The sequence below is a fragment of the Hymenobacter cellulosivorans genome (assembly GCF_022919135.1).
Lineage (GTDB): Bacteria > Bacteroidota > Bacteroidia > Cytophagales > Hymenobacteraceae > Hymenobacter > Hymenobacter cellulosivorans.
Genome location: NZ_CP095049.1, coordinates 5,152,507 through 5,172,328, shown reverse-complemented (window position 1 = coordinate 5,172,328; position 19,822 = coordinate 5,152,507). Strand labels below are relative to the sequence as shown.

Annotated in this window: 14 protein-coding genes, 1 tRNA gene and 3 pseudogenes; 14 read left to right on the top strand and 4 right to left on the bottom strand. The window is 42.3% G+C overall.

The annotated features are described in order from the left end of the window. The first annotated feature begins 78 nt into the window (after positions 1–78). Together MUN80_RS21805 and MUN80_RS21800 are read left to right on the top strand one after the other, a co-directional pair. Positions 79–154 (top strand) — tRNA-Lys (locus MUN80_RS21805). Between the two features lie 852 nt (positions 155–1,006). Further along, the gene (locus tag MUN80_RS21800; RefSeq protein ID WP_244716320.1) at positions 1,007–1,153 is read left to right on the top strand and encodes a hypothetical protein; all 147 of its coding nucleotides are present in this window, start codon (positions 1,007–1,009) and stop codon (positions 1,151–1,153) included. A gap of 112 nt (positions 1,154–1,265) precedes the next feature. Here MUN80_RS21800 and MUN80_RS26055 read toward each other — a convergent pair whose 3' ends face one another. Both MUN80_RS26055 and MUN80_RS21795 read right to left on the bottom strand, forming a co-directional pair. Next, positions 1,266–1,400, bottom strand: coding sequence for a Tn3 family transposase (locus MUN80_RS26055; RefSeq protein WP_262922087.1), 135 nt, complete (start codon positions 1,398–1,400; stop codon positions 1,266–1,268). 34 nt (positions 1,401–1,434) lie between these two features. Then, a pseudogene (locus MUN80_RS21795) lies at positions 1,435–1,914 on the bottom strand (Tn3 family transposase); the annotation flags it as partial. A 1,112-nt stretch (positions 1,915–3,026) separates the two neighbouring features. On the opposite strand from MUN80_RS21795, the gene MUN80_RS21790 reads away from it, so the two are divergent. The 10 genes and pseudogenes from MUN80_RS21790 to MUN80_RS21750 form a co-directional block, all read left to right on the top strand. Then, complete coding sequence (locus tag MUN80_RS21790) at positions 3,027–4,346, top strand: alpha/beta fold hydrolase (protein ID WP_244716318.1); 1,320 nt, start codon at positions 3,027–3,029, stop codon at positions 4,344–4,346. A 12-nt stretch (positions 4,347–4,358) separates the two neighbouring features. After that, positions 4,359–6,503, top strand: a complete 2,145-nt coding sequence (locus tag MUN80_RS21785; RefSeq protein ID WP_244716316.1) for a lantibiotic dehydratase family protein — start codon at positions 4,359–4,361, stop codon at positions 6,501–6,503. A 6-nt stretch (positions 6,504–6,509) separates the two neighbouring features. Beyond that, positions 6,510–7,418 carry a thiopeptide-type bacteriocin biosynthesis protein gene (locus tag MUN80_RS21780; protein ID WP_244716314.1) on the top strand — a complete coding sequence of 303 codons (909 nt, stop codon included), beginning with the start codon at positions 6,510–6,512 and terminating at the stop codon, positions 7,416–7,418. Next, on the top strand, positions 7,402–8,310 hold the full coding sequence (locus tag MUN80_RS21775) for an LLM class flavin-dependent oxidoreductase (RefSeq protein WP_244716312.1): 909 nt from the start codon (positions 7,402–7,404) through the stop codon (positions 8,308–8,310). Before MUN80_RS21780 ends, MUN80_RS21775 begins: the two co-directional genes overlap by 17 nt. Before the next feature lie 151 nt (positions 8,311–8,461). Beyond that, positions 8,462–8,641 (top strand): class I lanthipeptide, encoded by a 180-nt coding sequence (locus MUN80_RS21770; RefSeq protein ID WP_244716310.1) that lies wholly within the window; start codon positions 8,462–8,464, stop codon positions 8,639–8,641. A gap of 48 nt (positions 8,642–8,689) precedes the next feature. Continuing rightward, a complete protein-coding gene (locus tag MUN80_RS21765) occupies positions 8,690–8,869 on the top strand; it encodes a class I lanthipeptide (RefSeq protein ID WP_244716310.1) in 180 nt (59 codons plus the stop codon). Positions 8,870–8,917: 48 nt separating this feature from the next. Continuing rightward, complete coding sequence (locus MUN80_RS21760) at positions 8,918–9,103, top strand: class I lanthipeptide (RefSeq protein WP_244716308.1); 186 nt, start codon at positions 8,918–8,920, stop codon at positions 9,101–9,103. A gap of 42 nt (positions 9,104–9,145) precedes the next feature. After that, positions 9,146–9,298, top strand: a pseudogene (locus tag MUN80_RS26250) (class I lanthipeptide); the annotation flags it as partial. A gap of 184 nt (positions 9,299–9,482) precedes the next feature. Then, positions 9,483–10,640 (top strand): lanthionine synthetase LanC family protein, encoded by a 1,158-nt coding sequence (locus MUN80_RS21755; RefSeq protein ID WP_244716306.1) that lies wholly within the window; start codon positions 9,483–9,485, stop codon positions 10,638–10,640. A 1,051-nt stretch (positions 10,641–11,691) separates the two neighbouring features. Further along, positions 11,692–12,580 (top strand): annotated as a pseudogene (locus tag MUN80_RS21750) (integrase core domain-containing protein); the annotation flags it as partial. 247 nt (positions 12,581–12,827) lie between these two features. On the opposite strand, the gene MUN80_RS26245 reads toward MUN80_RS21750, so the two are convergent. Beyond that, positions 12,828–13,370, bottom strand: a complete 543-nt coding sequence (locus MUN80_RS26245; RefSeq protein ID WP_375373995.1) for a transposase — start codon at positions 13,368–13,370, stop codon at positions 12,828–12,830. Positions 13,371–15,065: 1,695 nt separating this feature from the next. Here MUN80_RS26245 and MUN80_RS21745 point away from each other — a divergent pair. Together MUN80_RS21745 and MUN80_RS21740 are read left to right on the top strand one after the other, a co-directional pair. Beyond that, positions 15,066–17,258 (top strand): peptidase domain-containing ABC transporter, encoded by a 2,193-nt coding sequence (locus MUN80_RS21745; protein ID WP_244716304.1) that lies wholly within the window; start codon positions 15,066–15,068, stop codon positions 17,256–17,258. A gap of 200 nt (positions 17,259–17,458) precedes the next feature. After that, on the top strand, positions 17,459–18,790 hold the full coding sequence (locus tag MUN80_RS21740) for an HlyD family secretion protein (protein ID WP_244716302.1): 1,332 nt from the start codon (positions 17,459–17,461) through the stop codon (positions 18,788–18,790). A 722-nt stretch (positions 18,791–19,512) separates the two neighbouring features. On the opposite strand, the gene MUN80_RS21730 is transcribed toward MUN80_RS21740, so the two are convergent. Further along, complete coding sequence (locus MUN80_RS21730) at positions 19,513–19,764, bottom strand: hypothetical protein (protein ID WP_244716300.1); 252 nt, start codon at positions 19,762–19,764, stop codon at positions 19,513–19,515. Positions 19,765–19,822 lie beyond the last annotated feature (58 nt).

The following is a 19,822-nucleotide window of genomic DNA, read 5'->3' as shown; positions in this document are numbered from 1 at the left end:
AAGCGTTTGGAAGTTTAAAGGGACGCCTCTACTTTTGCATCCGCAATCAGGGAACAGAGTTTCCGAATGCAAATAAACGATTCTGTAGCTCAGCTGGTAGAGCAGTACACTTTTAATGTACGGGTCCTGGGTTCGAATCCCAGCGGGATCACCAAAAACCCTCATTGCGTAATGCAGTGAGGGTTTTTTTGTTACTAGGGCCGAGCGGGCCGAGTTAGCCCGGTTCTGACCGCTCGTTCCTATAGTTCTCATTTTAACTCTCATGCACAGTCGTCGTTTCCTGGTGGGTGGCATTGCTACGTCGACCTGCTTACTGGCGGCCAGCAGGGCTACTACTAACACAGTTCCCCCATGCCCGCTTCCTTCGTTTTCAATCCAAATTCAGCTGGTAAGCGACTAATAAAGGGCTAGCGAAAGGATAGAAATGGTAAGCTAACCCACCTGCCATATGCTAAAAGGATAGAAATAGTAAGCGTTTCCAGCCCATGAGAGCACTATTCCTCTACACCCAGAGCTAAGTGAGGCACAGTACCTCCTGATCCAACTTACTATTTCTATCCTTTTGGCTACCCTTCCATGCTATGGAAGTACCTTGAGAGTTGTTTCAGTCAGCTGTAAAGGGCCATTTAATGCATAAACTCTGCGCTTGGTACAGCCAGACCAAGCCAAGAACTCGCGGAGAAGTCAGACTCAAAAGCCGGAAGATTGTCTTACAAAAACTATCCTTTCGCTACTCAGCAACTATCCTTTTGCCACCTGCCCACTAGCTACGCATACCGGCTACCAGACGGGGGCGAACGGCTCTTACGCGAATTACCCAACGCCTGCTGCCAAGCAGCCTTTACCCGGGAACGAAGATGCCCCTTGAAAAACCACTTTCTATAAGCGGGAACCAGAGGGAGACGAAAGTGCCCGTGGCCTGCCGCTCGATGGCGGAGCTGATCCACTCGCTGGGTACCCGCAAAGAAGTGTTAGAGGCCTGGAAAGTAGTGTCCTGGCGCTGCGCATGCAGAAGTCCGAAACGGCCACCCTGGAAGGGCTGCAGCGCCTAGCTGAGCTGGACCTGCCCACCGTATTCGAGCTGGCCTACTATCAAATGCAGCACCCGGTGGTCATATCCTCCCCGCAGCTAGGCCGGCTCAAGCAACATTAGCCCCGCTGGTAGTGGCCCGTTCGCGTTGGTCTGGTGCAGTTCATCACCAACTTTTTACCACTCGTCCTTTTTTCTGCTGAAGCTTACCTAGGCTTAGTAGTTTTGTCATGTATCATCCGGCGCAATAGCACCCCCGGATGATTAAACCGTAAAACACGTCTCGGGCGAAGGTATGCGTGCTTTCGAGCTTGTCCAGCTGGTCGTCGATGCGCTTGCGCAGGCTTTGGTCGTCCATGTAGCGGAGCAGAAACTCCCTGCAGCACCCCGTCTACCCGGCCCAGCTCGCGCAGGGCCAGGTAGACGGGGTGCTGCAGGGAGTAGGAGTTGAACCGGCGCAGCAGCGTGGGAGCCGTCACGTGCTTTTGCTTGAGGCTCACCACCAACCGCAGCAGCGTATCTCACTGGGCCTCGATAAGGGTGTGGTCGAGGTACTTGACTGGGACTAGACCGTAAGCCGTCAGGTCGGGCGCGTCCATGCCGGCGAAGGCGTAAAGCTGCTGGTCCTGAAAGGATTGGATGTGCGGCGCGAATTCAATCCCCAGCAAGGCAGTAAGGGCAAAATTGACCTCCGTGAAGCCGTGGGTATCGGTGCTGTGGATGGTGGACTCAACGACGTTGTTGTGCAGCAGGTCATCGACCAAATAGGCGGCTTCGCGCTCGGACGAACTAAACGTGGTTGAGTAGAAGAGCCGGTGGCGGCCGTCGAGAAAGCCGTAGGAAACGATGCCTTTCGCCTGCCCGAAGTATTTAGGATAGCACAATAGTAGGAACAGAAATTCCCGCTAAGAGTATAGATTTTGTTTTATACTTGAAAGAAGTGTTCAAACAAGTCGTCGGAAGCAGTTTGAATTTTACATTGATAATCAGCTAAAGTGATTGTGCTAATCGACGGCAAATGCTCTGGTAAAATACTGAAAATGAACCATATATGAATACAAAGCAGTAGGTTGACGTATTTGCATATTAATGGGCATAGAGAGACTGATGTACCCAAACGAACCCGGAAAGAAATATCTGTTTTTGTCTATAAAGATTTTGTCATGTATAATTGTCCACTCAAGCAGCCCAACTGTTCGCTAACATGACGGGTTGTATGTATAAGTGAGATAGTTGGTTACAAAAGAAATAGAAGAGGATTCAAGTATTTAAACCTTACTTCCTGACGGGCCTATTACAGAATAGATTATGGCAATATGTTACTTTAACGAGAGGTTACTCCATTATACCCGCCGTATCTGGGTTCGCCTGACTGAGTGCTTCTGCTTGTTTGAAGTACAGGTGCCGTCAACTGAAGTAATCGCTCCTCGCTACTTTAGGAGCAATTTGGTGCTAAACCAACGCTATGTGGAGCAGCAGAATAACAAGCCTTTTTCGATACGTTGATGGACCCGCTTGTGACTTTCTCTTGTGGGCATTCATATAGTCACCTGCTTGCATAGCCCCACTGCGCTAACTCTCTTTCCTTCCGGTATGCCACGACATAATCATCAAACGCTACAAAGTACTGAGTTTAAGCGCTACTCCGCATGGTACGCCTGCAACAGGAGTTGGTTCCACAGTTACAGGCCTAGGTCTTAACGACTCGCGAGGGGTTTTGTGTTGGGTATTACGTCCATGCCGGCACCAAGGTAGCTTGTTCTGTACCGATACACATTACACGGGTGAGATTTGGAAAGATTCACGAAAAGACCCCATGTGGTCCGTGGCAGCAGGCACTAAAAACCAAGGGCGGCCAAGCTAATCAATCAGCTTGCGTCTAGTGGAAATGACTCTTTTGCAAAACATTGAGGCCTAACCTGATCAACTCACAGCTCGCTTTCAACTAGAAGGCTGGAATAAGTAAAATATAATTATCAGCTAAAGAGACATTAACATGCTAGAGACATTTAAAAAAATAATATATTCTTTAATCCTATTAGGATCACGTGAAACGCAGGGACAAAATAACAATGTGCCGTATGTATCACAATCTCTTGATATATCAAAATATAAAGGCGAGTATAGTAAATTTCAATTTGAGGGGTATATCTATGGGAGCAATGATATCATTGGCAATTCTGGAGCCGCTTTTGTGCTCTCTCAACATCAATTAAATAAAAAATTCATAAAATCTTATAACACTGGCACTGCAGATGCATATATTAAGAATAAATGGAATAAATACACCATAATTGAAAATTTGGATCCCAAAACTTCGATTTTATTCTTAGGAATCTTTTTCAATGGTAATAATACTTTGTTTTTCGATGACTTTAGCCTCTGTCTCATCGATAGAAATAATAATAAAATAAGAATACCATTAAGAAATGCCGATTTTGAAAATAATAATTTGAATGATTGGGGCCTGAATAGAGTTTCCAATGATCAGTATGCTAAGTTATCGTTAGACGAGAGTGTATTTCTGAGTGGAACACATTCATTAAAATTGGAAAGTGTTCAAAAAGATTTAGAATCAAAATCAAGTAAGAAGTACGGCGAAAATGTTAATGCGGGAAAATATGTAGAAGTTAATGGTGTTAAAATTTATTATGAAGTGTACGGCAATGGCGAACCGCTGCTATTGCTACATGGGAACGGTGAATCTATAAATTCTTTTAGAAATCAAATAAGTGAACTAGCCAATCATTTTTTTGTAATAGCATTGGACACAAGGGGACAAGGCAAATCAACAGAAAATGGAGATAAATTTAATTATGACTTATTTGCACAAGATGTAAACGAATTTTTGAAAAGCTTAAATATAAAAAAGGCTAATATACTAGGATGGAGCGATGGCGGGAACACAGCGTTGACGTTAGCTTTAAGATTTCCTGAAAAAATTAACAAACTGGCTGTTTTTGGGGCTAACCTATTCAATAACGAAACATCGATTGAAAAAGAGGTTAATCTTCAACTCATGTCACAGGTTAGAGCCATGGAAAGCGATGAAATTTCTAAAAATAGCGTTAAGTATAGGCTTAAGAAATTATTACTAGAAGAGCCGAATTTAGACCCGAAAGAATTAAGTAGCATTCATATTCCTGTGCTGGTTATGGCAGGAGAAAAAGACGTGATCAAAAAAAATCACACAGAGTTGATAGCCAAAAGCATTCCTAATAGCAAGTTAAAAATTTTCAAAAATGCAGGTCATTATGTGCCCCAAGAGGATTATAAGCAGTTCAATCAAATTGTAATTGATTTTTTCAAGAACTAGCTCACGTTTATAATGGAACTCAATTATTTCAAACAGTGCCTTGTCAGAACACCTTTATTGCCTTTTAACCCAGGTAAGGAATACACGCTTCAAAAAAAGGAGTTCAGAGAGGCTCTATACATAGCTTCAAGGGATCTGTATTTTGAAATGCTGAGGTACGAAAAGGGGGAAATTAAGAAAGAAAAGGAAATAGAAAGCCTAGAGAAAACCCTTTTGAAGTATTGGCTTAGAATGCAAAGCAGGACAACTCCGTTTGGAAAGTTCTCTGGAATTTCAATGGTCAATATTGGTGATAAAAACAATATCGTCTACTCTGATAATAACCCTTCCACCAGGCTAGATATGGCAGCCCTTTGCCTTATCATAGATCATTTTGAAAGAAATGAAATTTTAAAAGATCATATATTATACTATCCGAATGATAGTATGTATCTTATTGGTGACAAGATCCGGTATATAGAATACACATCAAAATTAAACACGTATGAATACCAAATATCAACAGTAGACAGATCAACTTATTTAGAAAATGTGATCAAAGAAAGTAGGAAAGGTGCTAGTAGAACAGAGTTGCATAAGGCACTTGCTCGCCTTGACGAAACTTTGGAGAATGAGGATATCACTGCTTTTTTGACCGAATTAGTTGATTCTAAAATACTTGTTAGCGAATTAACTCCGTGTCTGACCGAACCAGATAACTTATCTAGAATTCTGGATATATTAAAAGCCAAGAGCGTACATTCACCTTTGGTAGAAAACTTGAATGAAATAAATACAATAATTCAAGCTATAAACTATCCTAATGCGAATCGTGATTTGATTGCATTGTATGAAGACATAATACGGAAAATTAAATTATTTAACTTGTCATTTGATTATAATAAAATATTTCAAGTTGATACTAAAACTATTTTTTCAAATGCTGAATTAGACAAATCTATAGTAGATGAAGTTGTTGAAGCAGTGAATTTTTGTGTTAAAATAAATCCTTTCCCAAGCAAATCACCTGAATTAGAAACTTTCAAAAATAAGTTCATTGAAAGATATGAAAGCCAGATGGTTAACCTGCTAAAGGTTATGGACTCTGATGCGGGTATAGGTTATCCTGCATACGAAAGCAATTACAGCAATAGCTTAATTGAATCATTGGCTCTTCCTGTCAAAGGCAATAAAATTGTAACTAAACGCTGGAGCACTAATTTTGAAAAGATTATCCTGGAAAAAATTATTGATTCACAAAAGAATAATAAGAAAGAAGTTGACCTAAGTGAGAGTGATTTCAATGTGGTTGGATCTAATAGGACATATAATACCTTCGGGTGCTTATTTGAAGTTTTGAATAATGATGGATTAATTTTACTCAATTCGTTCGGTGATAACTCTGGTGCTAAATTAATGAGCAGATTCTCCTATTTAGACAGAAACATTGTTACTCTTATCAAACAAATTACAGACAAAGACAATAGCGTTAATGACAATATCATCGATGCTGAACTGCTCTATCTGCCAAATCCAAGACATGGAAATATTATAGGTCGCCCTCAAGGTGTTAGAGAGTATGATATAACGTGTTTATCCGCATCAGATAACGATGAAAATCTGTGCCTTCCAATATCTGATTTGCTCGTGGGTGTTGTAAATAATAGAATTGTCTTAAAGTCAAGTAGACTTAATAAAGAATTAAATGTGTATCACACAAACGCATTTAATTATTCATTTACTGATTTACCGGTATTCAAGTTCTTAGGAGACTTACAGTATCAGCGTAATTATGTATCCGGGTTTTCTTTTTCAAACATTGGTCTGGATCACATGCCAAGAATAAAATACAAAAATGTAATCTTGTCATTGGCCACTTGGACTATAAATACAAAGTTAATAAGAAAAAAAATTCTAAATAAGAGCGTTGAAGAGTCAGCTAATATGATTGTTGATGAGTTCAGTTTGCCAGAAAAAATTTTACACTGTCAAAGCGATAACGAACTTTATATAGATCTCAACGACATAAGTTGCTGTCGACTTTTCATTGAAATAATAATGAAGAATGAAACTGTAATTATCAAAGAATTTTTATTTGATAGCAAGTGCTCTTTGATTACAGACTCTGACAACAACAATTATCGCAACCAATTTAATATTTCACTATTTAAAAATTAGCATATCATGTTTGAAGTTCAAAGAAATTTTCCTCCTGGCTCAAAGTGCGGGTATTTTAAAGTATATATAAATTCTTCTCACGCAGATGAGTTTTTAATAAATAGTTTATTGCCTTTTAGTGAAAGGCTTATTAAAGACAAGAAAATAGTAAAGTTCTTTTTCATCAGGTACCAAGACACAAGCTTTCATATAAGAATTAGATTTTTTCTTTCTGATGAAAGTAATTTAGGTGAAGTTATAGACAGGTTTTATAAAGAAATAAAAAAATTTATAGAACAAGGAACAGTGTGGAAATATGACATCTCCACCTACTCACGAGAAATAGAAAGATATGAGTTAGCACTTGTTGAAGAAGTGGAAACGCTATTCAGTGTAGATAGCTTAACAGTCTTGAAAGTAATAGATGAGATTCGCAATCAAGACGACGAAGAATATAGATGGAAACTGGCAATCAAATACATAGATTATTATTTAGAGCTATTTCATCCATCTTCGTTGGAAAAGAAATACAATGCCATTCTTAGGATGAGTAATAATTTTCTAAATGAGTTTGAGTACAATAAAGATAATTTGTTTCAATTGAATGATATTTTTAGAGCCAGACGTAAAGATCTTTATGAGATTTTAAATGAGTCAGGGGATGAAGTATTATTGAGTATGTATAAAGTATTATACGAGCAGGATTCTGAGTTTCGATCTGCAGTATACAATATAAAAGATTTATGTAATACGCATAAATTAATAGCCGAAGATTATCTTGGTAGTTACATACATATGATGATTAATAGGCTTTTTCCTGAAAAAAATAGAGTATTTGAACTCGTATTATACTATCTTCTTGCTAAACACTATCAGAGCGAAATCGCAAGGAGAAAAAAAGTTTTAATACCTCAGCAAGATGAAGTCAAAAATTAAAATTGGCCTACTTGAATTTGGAATCCGTAGCAATAAAAGCAATAATCCTATTCAATCTATTTATGAGGTTATTGATTATGCAGTTGCAGCTGATAATCTTGGGTTCAGTCGATTCTGGCTAACAGAAAATTATATTAAAAACAGAAAAGATATGGCATGGTCTACGCCAGAAATGTTACTTCCCATAATATTAGGTATGACCGACAATATTAATGTTGGCATTGCGGGCCTTATCATAAATACACACAATCCATTTAGAATCGCTCATAATTACAAATTATTGAGCAATATATATACAGGCAGGGTTGATATTGGAATTGTTAAAGGGTCTTTAGAAGATTCGATTCTTAATAGGTTTGATATTGATTTGAAATCGAATAGATCAAGTTTTAAAGGCAAGATAAATCAACTACTGGATTATTTGAGATGCGAAGATGATTTACTTAGTGAAGGTATAGTTGTACCACCATTTTTGGGAGGTATACCAGATGTATGGTATTTAGGGTCCTCATATCAAAACTTTAATTATATTATTGAGAATAAGTTAAACTTTGGCAGAACAATTTTTCATGAAAATGCAAATAAGGATCATAAATTGAAAGAGTTTAAATTCTTTCAATCACAATATTTTTCTGCCAACGGAGTGAAGCCCAAGACCGTTTTAACGTTTTCTGGATATTGTCATTCCTCACGTAGGAAAATAAGCTTAAACGAGAGCGAGTCCAAAATCCCGATTGATGCGATAAATATTATTGGACCCCCTGATTTATTTTACGAAAAATTACTAGAGTATCAGGAATTTTACGGATACGATGAATTTATTTTTAATAATGTATCAGTCAATCAAAAGCAGTCATTAGCAACTTTGGAAAATATAGCAAAATATATGTAGTTTGAGTGTCTTAAATAATAACTCTACGGCTATATGCAGGCCGTGTACTGCTACCTGTACCTCCAACGCCACGAATACGTGTCACATTGAGGTAGCAGTTTAATTCTCTTACCCTTTACCCTTTACCTTTCACTTTTTACCAACTCACATTATGAAAAACAAAAAACTCTCCCTCAACAAAAAGGCGGTTACCAAGCTCAGCAACGAGCAGATGAAGGCCGTGGCCGGTGGGTTCACCAGCATCTTTCACTGCTCAGCTGGTGGGTTCACCTGCGCCGATACTTGCACCTCCAACGCCACGAATACGTGTCACATTGAGGTAGCAGTTTAATTCTCTTACCCTTTACCCTTTACCTTTCACTTTTTACCAACTCACATTATGAAAAACAAAAAACTCTCCCTCAACAAAAAGGCGGTTACCAAGCTCAGCAACGAGCAGATGAAGGCCGTGGCCGGTGGGTTCACCAGCATCTTTCACTGCTCAGCTGGTGGGTTCACCTGCGCCGATACTTGCACCTCCAACGCCACGAATACGTGTCACATTGAGGTAGCAGTTTAATTCTCTTACCCTTTACCCTTTACCTTTCACTTTTTACCAACTCACATTATGAAAAACAAAAAACTCTCCCTCAACAAAAAGGCGGTTACCAAGCTCAGCAACGAGCAGATGAAGGCCGTGGCCGGTGGGTTCACCAGCATCTTTCACTGCTCAGCTGGTGGGTTCACCTGCGCCGATACTTGCACCTCCAACGCCACGAATGGGTGCCACATTGAAGTTTCGGTAGCAGTTTAATTCTCTTTACCCTTTACCAACCCGCGCCATGAGGAGCAAAAACTCTCCCTCAACAAAAAGGCGGTTACCAAGCTCAGCAACGAGCAGATGAAGGCCGTGGCCGGTGGGTTCACCAGCGTCTTTCATTGTTTCACTAACTATGGCATGCAATGCACCTACGACTGCAAACTGCCTCCAGCTAAACTGATTCAATGACCGACTGCCGCGAAACGCTAGAGATGCTTCAATAAGCTGGCTTTTGGGCTCTTTACGCTATTTCGTATTCTAAATGTATAAAGACAATTCAAGCAATATATTATTGCTTGAATTGTCTTTATACATTTTATACTTAAATTTTGCTGATTATAATTGCTCTTTCTCCAAAATTATCAAAAATAAAATGAATAACCTTTTTGTAAAACAGTTTGAATTTAATCAGACTGTTATAGAGTCACGTTCTCCAGAACATGATAGTCTGCTAGATGGCAATTTAAGCCTTTGCTATTACTATGCTTTTTTATACAAGATGACGAATGTAGAAAAATATAGAGATGCCGCCTTTAGACTAATTGAAGAAGTCTTCAATGCCATTAACAAAAATGAAGCTCGATTATACGGGTCATCTTATGCAAGCGGAATAGCTGGTTTCGCTTATACAACTACTATAGTGAATGAAATATTAGATCTGGGCATTGATCTTCACGATGAACTTTTCGATCTTGATGGATATTTGATGGAGAGTTTAATGTTAGATCTCAAAAGCGATAAATTAGATTGCTTGCATAGTGGATTTGGTATTGTGCATTATTTTATAACAAGAACGAATAAAAATTCAAATGATGTTATTAAAGCCATTTGTAATAAAGCTAAGATAACTTCTGAAGGACTGTGGTTTGAGAATATAGTTGAAAGCGAAAGCAAAGATAGAAACGTAGCTAACTTAAGTACTGCACATGGCTTAACCGGAATGCTCTTAATACTTCTTAATAGTTTAGAATATACCGAACACAAACTTTTAGTCGAGGAAACCATAAAGGAGGGGGTTAGATTTATATTAAACAATAGCATTGCTAATAAACCTTCTAATGAGAGGGGTAATTTTTATTCCAAAATAAATTTCAATAATAATACGTTTGAAATGTATCCAAGGCTAGCGTGGTGCTATGGAGATTTGGGTGTAATTGTTCTATTATATAAGTGTCATGCATATTTTAACAATGCTGATTACAAGACTATTGCAGATAGAGCAGGCTTAAGCACGATTAATAATCGCAGCAAAGAATTGTCATGGGTAGATGATCCATTCTTCTGTCACGGGTCATCTGGAGTTTCAATGATGTACAAAGTTCTCTATAAATACAGTAATATTCCTCAATACAAGGAATCTCAACAATTCTGGATAAATAAAACTTTGGACTTCTTTAAAAACATAAATACCAGCCATGATATCTACCAAAAAAAGCATAGCACGATTGATGGTTTATTAGGGGTAAACCTAAGTATTGCATCTAACCTGAACGATAGCAATGATGATTGGTTAAGTATGTTTTTCTTATAGAATTTATATCGCCTAGGCGCAGCCGTGAATCCACAATATGGACTATATAATGGGCCAAGCTACAGTGATTGAGCGCCCCACTAACAATCGCACCCATGCAGTCTTCATACTGACACCGCCCCAGTTGAGGTCATCGAGTGGCCCCAATGCAAGCAAACACTAGTCACGCGCCACCCACTCTGGGTTCATCTATAGTGTCGGCTTGGGTTTAAGCACAACCCTGTTTCGTCGAGGAAATTAAAGCGGTGCTCATCGGCACGTGCCGCCACCGTAGCGCGTACATTCGCTCACTGCAGCACTCTATAGTACGTCGACATTTTTTCGCCGAGAATTCTGCTCATCAAATACTCAAATGAAGCAGGCTCGACTTATTGGTTTACTAAATTTGGTTTGCCAGGCCACGTCTAATTTGGCCAGTGTGGCATCCGGCTGTAGGCAGGGGTGGACCACGAGGAGGGCTTTTTCGTCAGCTGAGAAGGCCTGTACCGCCTCCCACTCATCATATTGGAAAACAGCAAACTAAAGCCCCGCAGTCAGAGCCGCAATTCTTATAGAAAGTACGATCACGCCGGAGCGCTTAGCGACCATTAATTGACGCAAACCGAATTTATGACAAGCAGCGGCCACGCAGGTGCATGAACGAAGCTATTCCGATTTTGTAGCTTAGAGTGACGGAGCGAAAATACAAGACTGTATCATCTTTAAAAGCACTACAGGAATAGGGGGGGTATAAAAAATGTGTAGGAAGCTCGTTTTAGATTCGAAGTAGGTTAGCGCTTGGCACGAGAACTAGTACTCACGGGCGACTCTCGTGCGTTTTAGACACACAGGCTCAACACCAACTTGCATACGGTGCACAGAGTGCGCGGTGCTTAGGTGAGGCAGCAGCAGCTATGCTCAAGCCAGATGGGACCCTTGTGCTGGTGGTTTTCAATGCCCTGGTAGCCGCAACCATAATGTACCATCTCTCCACCGTATCGACTAGGTATTTAATTCCGCAGTGTTGTGGTATATTTTTTGACACCAATTTTCGTAACAATTTGTGGGATAAGTACTCCACGGCAGCGCCCGCTCTGGCGCCGGCAATCCGAGCCGCTATCCAGCGTAGTTAGAAAAGCCTACAAAGCCTAGCGCGGCGCCACGGCATCAACCCCAAAACCGTGACCAAGTGGCGCAAGCGCACGACCACGCAGGATGCGGCGATGGGCCCCACGCCGGCCTCGACGGTGCTTAGCCCGGAAGAAGAGGCCATTACTGTAGCCCTCCGCCAGCACACGCAGCTGCAGCTGGATGATTGCCTCTACGCGCTGCAGGCCACCACTCCGCGGCTCACTCGCTCGGCCCTGCACCGCTTGTTCCAGCGTCACGGTATTAGTAGCCTGCCGTTGGCTGCAGATAGCAAAAGCGCCCCGAAGAAGAAATTAAAGGCCTATGCCGAAACACAACCGCAGTTGACTAAGATGCTGGCGGCCGAGTTTCTGCGCCGGGTGTTGGCCGCGCTGCCCTATAAAATGCACAAGATGCTGACCGACAACGGCACACAGTTTGGTAACATGCCCCACCAGCCTTACGTCGGCCGCCACATTTTCGGGCGCGCCTGCGACGAGCACGGCATCGAGCACCGCTTCACCAAGCCGGCCCATCCGTAGACCAACGACCAGGTCGAACACATGAACCGCACCCTCACAGAAGCGACGGTACTACGCTACCACTACGACACGACCGAGCAACTCAGCGAGTACTTGCAGACATTCTTGCCAGCCTACAACCACGTCAAGTGTATGAAGACCTTGCGTGGCCTGACCCCGCACGAATTCGTTTGCGCCCAGCACCAAAAAACCACGCTACCTTCATTCGCGACCCAACTCAGCTCACCCTGGGACTATACACCTATTAAGAGCGTTGATAGCTTATGTCCGTACTGCCAGGGCATAGTATAAACACAGGGCACTTTGCGCAGGCCTGACTGGGCAGTGTCTGAAAAGTGTCTCTGTAGGATACGCCGGATACAGGCCAGTTGAGCCATACTGAGAAAGTGTTGGTCGTGTTAGTCGTAGCGGATGGCCACGCGGCGGTGTTTTTTGAGCGAGCCAAAGAACCGCTCGATGAAGTTGCGCCGAGCTTCGATGCGCGGCGGGCGGCCACGTCGGCGCCAGCACTGACCTGGCGCTGGTCAGCGCCGCGGAATTACGGGGCGGATGCGGCGCCGACGCACCCAGCGGCGGATGTGCTGCGCGTCGTAGCCGCGGTCGGCGATGAGCTGGCGGCCGCCGACGCACCCACATCTACCGACACACGGACTCGAACTGCGGCGCGTCGTGGCGCTTCCCGGCCGAGAGCAGCAAGGCCAGCGGCGTGCCCGCCCCGTCGCAGACTGCCTGTAGCTTCGTGGTCAGTCCACCGCGACTGCGCCCGAGGCATTGGGCTTTTTTTCGCCCCGCCCGCCGCGCTTTTCGTGGCGCACATAGTGGTTGAGTCCACCAGCCAGGTGTCCAGGTCGAGTTGGCCGTCTTGGTCCAAGCGTAGGTGCAAGGCGGCCAGCACCCTCTCGAAGGTGCCATTGGCCGACCAGCACCGGAACCGCTCGTAAGCCGTTTGCCACGGGCCGTAGCGCGCCGGCAAATCCCGCCATGCTGCACCCATGCACAACATCCACAGCAGCGCGTTCCACAGCGCCCAATCGTCGCGTCGCGGCCGACCCATGCGCTGCGGCGGCAACTCGGACGCCACCACGGCCCACTACGCATCTGTTAATTCGTATCGTGCTGCCATGACCTAATTTAAAGCATCAGCACTTTTCAGACACTGCCTAGTCGTCTGCCTTGTTAAATTAGCAGTGAGCAACCGCGCGAACTGCTGAGCTAGAGCGCGCTGTTTGCCCCAGCCATGGTGCTGCTCGCACGTTAGACCGCGAGGAAGCGACAAGATGAATTATGCCTGCATCTGGCCAAGCAACTTCCACTGGTTCGATTTGAAGTCAGTACCTAATCAACTATTCGACTTCACGTTCAAGTAAAGGTATGGCCAGCACAAGTTGCTTTCCTAGCACGTCTAGGCTCACTAGGCTGCGTGTTGCCACCAACTCGAGCACCTGCAGATGGACCCATCCTCGCTACGTTTTGCGGCCACCGGCGTGTGGGTAACCAAGCACCGACGCTGCTTGGTTACCCACACGCTTACCAGTTGCACCGGCGCATAATGCCGCCCTACCGTAGTGGTTTGCAAAGCTGCTTGCCTTACATGACAAAGTGGCAGCCGATTAGCTGCGTAACGGTGGTCGCTTAGTATCGCGTCGGACAAGCACGGATCGGGGGCAGAGCTCATGATTACGCGTCTCGCGAAAGGGAGTACAGGTTGGCAGTGGATCTTTTCGTGGTTCTCCGCTATATCAACGGAAGTATGGCCTCACGCCTTCACAAAGCTCACTAAATATGCGTTTTACACAGTGAGCATATATAGCAAATATGATTATTGATTTCCCGTATCAAATATCTACTTTCGTTCTGACGAAATAGCAGGCGTCTGGAAATGATAAAAGGAGGATAAGATCCCGAATAATTCTACATCCTATCCATTCCAAAATATTGAGCTTCGGGGGACATAGGTAGACTTTCTTGATATCTTCGCTGTAAAGCTTTCCAGAAGTTTCTTTTAATAGTACAACTATCTGTATTACACCACTATAGCGATACGGAAAGCTGGCGCTGCCTAACATGGCTGTATACTGTCGGGTGGGTTGATTCTAGCGGGTGGATAGCACCAAAGTTCTAATACTAGACTGATATAGGGCATACAGGCCGCCATCTTAGTTTTGCTTTAACTCTTTACGCGCAAGCATGCCCACTAACAGTGCAATGAGTTAGTACTTTAAACCATGTAGACTGTCCCTACCCAACGATGCCCAAGGACTTCTTTTCGCTTTCAACCAAGTGCAATTCTTACGAACTGCAGATATCCAGTGATTGGCCTAGTGCGATGGAAACTTGGAATATAGCTTAATCCTGTTGTTAATTTGGATATCTTTTCAACCCAACCAATATGTGATAAAGGCTCACAAGTGGCAAGGTTTACTGTATGATTTGACTACATCTAATATGAAACTCGTGTGAGGTGCCAACTACCTCAACTAGAGGTTTTATTATGGCATATCTGATACAGGCTATATGCTTTGCCAGCCACAATACCTTAAACAAAAGGAAGGTTTCGGTGGTGACCTTAAAATTGATTGTTTAATACTTTGGATAATTTACTTGTACTTATAATGGCTATCAGCAAGTTCATTGCTAAAATAATCAAATAAAGGTTTAATTAGTAAACTTAATATGAACTCTCATAATACATCACAGGAATGGGGCATCCTTAAAGGGTATAAGACCAATTGAGTTGGTTTTATACCCTTTAAGGAGTAAATCTTAATTTCATAAGATGCGAAAATTTAAAGTATATATTCAACTGGACATGATGGATTGCGGTCCTTCTTGTTTACGGATGGTTTCAAAGCATTACGGAAAATCATTTAGCCTACAGACCCTGCGTTTGGCTAGTGGAATAAGTCGTGAAGGAGTATCTCTGTTAGGAATAAGTCAGGCTGCAGAGAAGATAGGTTTTCATACGCGAGGGGTTCAACTTTCCTTCGATGACCTTGCTGAAAACTCGCCACTACCCTGTATAGTTCACTGGAAACAGAAGCACTTTGTTGTAGTGTATAAGATAAAAAAAGGGCATGTCCATGTTGCTGACCCAACGCTCGGTCTGGTGACATATTCCAAAAATGAGTTTTGCGAAAGTTGGAATAGTATTCTATCACCTTCTGGTGAGTCTACTGGTATTGCCCTTTTATTAGAACCAACAAATGCGTTTTATGAAGAACAAGGAGAAGTCGGCGGGCAATACGGATTCAAACAATTATTTGCTTATTTATTCTCGTATAAGAAACTACTTGCTCAACTTTTCGTCGGTTTAGTAGCAGGCAGCATCATACAACTAATTCTCCCTTTTTTAACACAATCAATTGTAGATATTGGTATAAATACACAAAATATAAGTTTTATTTATATAATTCTCGCAGCACAAATAGCGCTTTTCACTGGTCGTACATCTATTGAGTTTATTCGTAGTTGGATTTTACTTCATATCAGTGTAAGGATTAATATTTCTATTCTTACTGACTTTTTAATTAAACTAATGAGACTTCCGTTGTCATTCTTCGATGTGAAATTATTTGGTGATATCATGCAGCGCATGAGTGATCAGCAGCGAATAGAAACTTTCTTAACTGGCTCCTCCTTAGATATTGTTTTCTCTTTATTTAACTTGGTTATTTTTGGAGGAGTCTTAATGTATTTCAATAATACAATATTTATGGTTTTTTTATTTAGCAGCATATTATATACAGTCTGGGTTATTCTATTTTTGAATACACGTCGTAAACTTGATTTTAAACGGTTTGAGTTACAGTCGAAAGAACAAAGTGCGCTGGTGGAGCTAATAAACGGAATGCAGGAAATCAAGTTGGCAAACGCAGAAACGCAAAAACGCTGGCGTTGGGAGGGATTTCGTTCTCGATTATTTAAGTTAAATACTAAATCCTTATCACTGAATCAAATTCAGCAAACAGGTGCTCATTTTATCAATGAGGGTAAAAATATACTTACCACGTTTTTGGCCGCCAAAGCAGTCATATCGGGCGATATGACATTAGGGACTATGTTGTCTGTGCAGTATATCATTGGGCAGCTAAATAGTCCAGTAGAGCAACTCGTCACATTTGTACAATCATTTCAGCAAGCCAAAATTAGTTTGGAACGTCTGAGTGAAATTCATGAAATGGAAAATGAAGAGTCGCAAAATCATGTACCATCGAATGCAAAAAGCCGCGAACAGGATATTACAGTTAATAACTTGTCGTTTAACTATGGCACGGCAGGTGGCACTAATGTCCTAGAGAATGTAAGCATTAAGATTCCCGCCGGAAAAACAACTGCTATTGTTGGCATGAGTGGGAGCGGCAAGACCACGTTATTAAAGCTTTTATTGAAATTTTATAATCCTACATCTGGAAATATTCAATTAGGAAGGTCCAATTTGAAGGATGTGAGCCACTATTTCTGGAGAGAAAGTTGTGGCGTCGTGGGGCAAGATGGATTTATCTTTTCCGATACTATATCAAGTAATATTGCAGTTGGGCAGGACGTGATAGATCCTGATCGACTCCGTCATGCCGTTAAAATGGCAAATATTGAAAGCTTCATTGATTCGTTGCCACTTGGTTATAACACCAAGATTGGGGCGGAGGGCAATGGTATAAGTCAAGGACAAAAACAGCGGATCCTTATTGCCAGAGCCGTGTACAAAGACCCAGACTATATATTCTTCGATGAAGCAACTAACGCGCTTGACGCAAATAACGAAATCACAATTATGAACAATTTGGAAAAATTCTTCCAAGGTAGAACCGTTGTTGTAGTTGCTCATCGATTAAGTACTGTCAAGAATGCGGATCAAATCATTGTCTTGCAGAACGGCCACGTGGTGGAACAAGGAAATCATTTTGAACTAGTTCGACAGAAAGGTAAATACTATGAGTTGGTAAAAAATCAACTAGAATTAGGGGCCTAGTTTTGTGCTTATTGTTGTATAGAAAGATGGCCACCTTTATCGTAACTAAATTCGGCAGAGAAGCCGGATACAAGTTGAATATGATCTATACTCAACTTTGGCTGACTATGAATCAACTTTCTACATTTATATGAATCAACTTTCTACATTTAAAGACAGCTGATTTTATAAAAACTCTAGTAACCTTTCGCATAGCGATTATGCAACTGACATCTATGGATACTCATCGGCCCCCCGTTCAATATTCCGAAAATACTGCAACAAACAACCTTCGGACTCGAAGTGAAGAAATGCAGGATATAATCGAAAAAATACCTGCTTGGATTACTCGCTGGGGAATTAGCTTAATTTTTATTTTATTATTATTGGTTATTTGGGGTAGCTATGAAATCAAGTACCCTGATATACTTAAGGCTTCTTTGCGTCTTACTACACAAAATTTTCCTAAGGTAGTTAACAGCCGTATAGAAGGAAAGCTGATTAAGCTGTTAGTAAAAAATCAACAAAGTGTTGAAAGCGGAGTTCCCGTTGCTTATTTGGAAAGCACGGCTGAACATGAAGAGGTTCAGCGGCTGGAAACGTGGTTGGAGGCACAAGAGCAGGCGTTACAGTCTAGTCAAAACATATCGCGCAATGTCGGCTTTGATTATAATCAATTAGGTGAATTACAAAACGACTTTCAGATTTTTGACCGCGCGAAAATGCAATATGAAGCCTTTGCTGTGGGTGGCTATTATCAACATAAGCGGCTTTTACTGCAAAGTGACTTAGTTAACCTAAAAAAGCAACAAATTAGCTTGTTAGCACAGAAGGAGCTTTATAAGCAGGATATTATTTTGGCTCAACAAGAGTTTGAAGCTCAGAAAAAACTCTTTGCACAAAAAGTTATTGCATCCCTCGATTACAACCAACAGCAAAGTAAATTTTTAAATAGACAGTTTCCCCTCAAGCAAATTGAATTGAGTGCTATTGCTAATTTGGCACAGCAATCGTCTAAGCAGAGTGAATTACTGGATTTGGATGACCTGGCTTCAAAGCAACAGGGAATTTACATACAGGCACTGCGTAGTTTGAAAAGTGCAGTAGCAGGCTGGAAAAGTAAATATATATTATCTTCTCCTATTGCTGGTTCAGTGATTTTTACCTCGTTTTTACAGGAAAAGCAGATAGTGCAAAGCGGGCAGGAACTATTTTTCGTGATCCCGCATTCTGACAAAATTTTTGGCGAGATAAAAATCCCTCAGTATAATTTAGGTAAAGTGCGTACCGGTCAACGGGTTCTTTTGAAGTTTAGCAGTTACCCATTTCAGGAGTTTGGTGCCGTCCGTGGTACGATTGATTATATCTCGGATATTCCTGCGAAGGATGGTTCATTTCTGGCCCGTGTTGTTCTGCCAGAAGGGTTAACGACTACGTACCATCGTCAAATCGTCTATCGTGCTGGCATGGAAGCTTCGGCAGAAATTATTACTGATGATCTGAGGCTGTTAGCCAGGATATTCTATAATTTTCGTAAAATAATGAGCAGATAGAAGTACGTATTCTTCTCCGAAAGTTAAACAAATGGATCGGACTAGTGCTTCTCCAGCTTAATTCTTAGACGCAGGTTGTGGTCCGTTGGCGGAATTGACTTTGGCATACTAGTGGCGCAGTTTGTCTTCAGCAGCTTTGATCGTAAAGCTCCAGTGGTTTTATTCACAGTTAGCTAATCACAAACCTAATTTTTGAGCTGCGTTTTGCTGTCGTATATTATCTAGTCGGGTATAACGGCGAATCATCTCGCTAGTCTTATGTTTGGTCTGATTCATTACTTCCGCATCGTCAGCACCTGCCAGCTTAGCCACTGTTACAAATGATGCCCGTAGCGAGTGGGCAGAAATGAAGAGCATTGTACCAGCAACTGCGCAGCTGCTTTGGTCTCACGCTTCACTTCTTTCACCCATGAAAGTTATTACCCTCAACTTGGAGAACCTCCACTAGGAGCTGGACGCGCGCTTTGCTCACCTGCTGCACCACTTGCGCGCTACGCAGCCGAGTGAAGCACAATACCTGACTACCCAGGAGACCTTGGCGTTGCTGCACCTGAGCCGTAAAGGTGGTCAACTGCACAGGCAAAAGAGCCGGTACCTGCTGCCGAACGACGGCAAAGGCGGAGAAAATGGCTTCCTGCTGGAACTAGAGGGGTGCCGTAAACCAAGTTGGGCAAAACGACTTGCGCTACACACAGGTCCCGAAACCTAGAACTCGATCCTGCTTACTGTTCTAAGTTATCAAGTGTAACAGAGGCGGCATAGGCCTCCAGGTTCTGTGGACTCGTAAAGGCCCGGATGCGTAGTTGCTTCTGGCTTAGGTCGCAACACACCTCGGCAAAAAAGGTGCTCATGTGGTAGAGATATACGCGGTCTGACCCCGCCCAGCGCGCCGCTAAAAAGGTGCCTTTCCTCCAAAGAGCCTGAAGCTGTTCTTCGGTGGAGAGTGCGCAAAAGGTGCATTCGTAAAGCGTCATGAGGGAAGAGAATACAGGATACCTGGTAAAAGAAAAGTCCGCTTTAATATGGCTACTG

Bases quoted from the DNA above. Each gene is read 5' to 3' on its own strand.
- MUN80_RS21800 (WP_244716320.1), top strand. From the start codon at position 1,007: ATGCAGAAGTCCGAAACGGCCACCCTGGAAGGGCTGCAGCGCCTAGCT.
- MUN80_RS21790 (WP_244716318.1), top strand. From the start codon at position 3,027: ATGCTAGAGACATTTAAAAAAATAATATATTCTTTAATCCTATTAGGA.
- MUN80_RS21785 (WP_244716316.1), top strand. From the start codon at position 4,359: ATGGAACTCAATTATTTCAAACAGTGCCTTGTCAGAACACCTTTATTG.
- MUN80_RS21780 (WP_244716314.1), top strand. From the start codon at position 6,510: ATGTTTGAAGTTCAAAGAAATTTTCCTCCTGGCTCAAAGTGCGGGTAT.
- MUN80_RS21775 (WP_244716312.1), top strand. From the start codon at position 7,402: ATGAAGTCAAAAATTAAAATTGGCCTACTTGAATTTGGAATCCGTAGC.
- MUN80_RS21770 (WP_244716310.1), top strand. From the start codon at position 8,462: ATGAAAAACAAAAAACTCTCCCTCAACAAAAAGGCGGTTACCAAGCTC.
- MUN80_RS21765 (WP_244716310.1), top strand. From the start codon at position 8,690: ATGAAAAACAAAAAACTCTCCCTCAACAAAAAGGCGGTTACCAAGCTC.
- MUN80_RS21760 (WP_244716308.1), top strand. From the start codon at position 8,918: ATGAAAAACAAAAAACTCTCCCTCAACAAAAAGGCGGTTACCAAGCTC.
- MUN80_RS21755 (WP_244716306.1), top strand. From the start codon at position 9,483: ATGAATAACCTTTTTGTAAAACAGTTTGAATTTAATCAGACTGTTATA.
- MUN80_RS21745 (WP_244716304.1), top strand. From the start codon at position 15,066: ATGCGAAAATTTAAAGTATATATTCAACTGGACATGATGGATTGCGGT.
- MUN80_RS21740 (WP_244716302.1), top strand. From the start codon at position 17,459: ATGCAACTGACATCTATGGATACTCATCGGCCCCCCGTTCAATATTCC.
- MUN80_RS21730 (WP_244716300.1), bottom strand. From the start codon at position 19,764: ATGACGCTTTACGAATGCACCTTTTGCGCACTCTCCACCGAAGAACAG.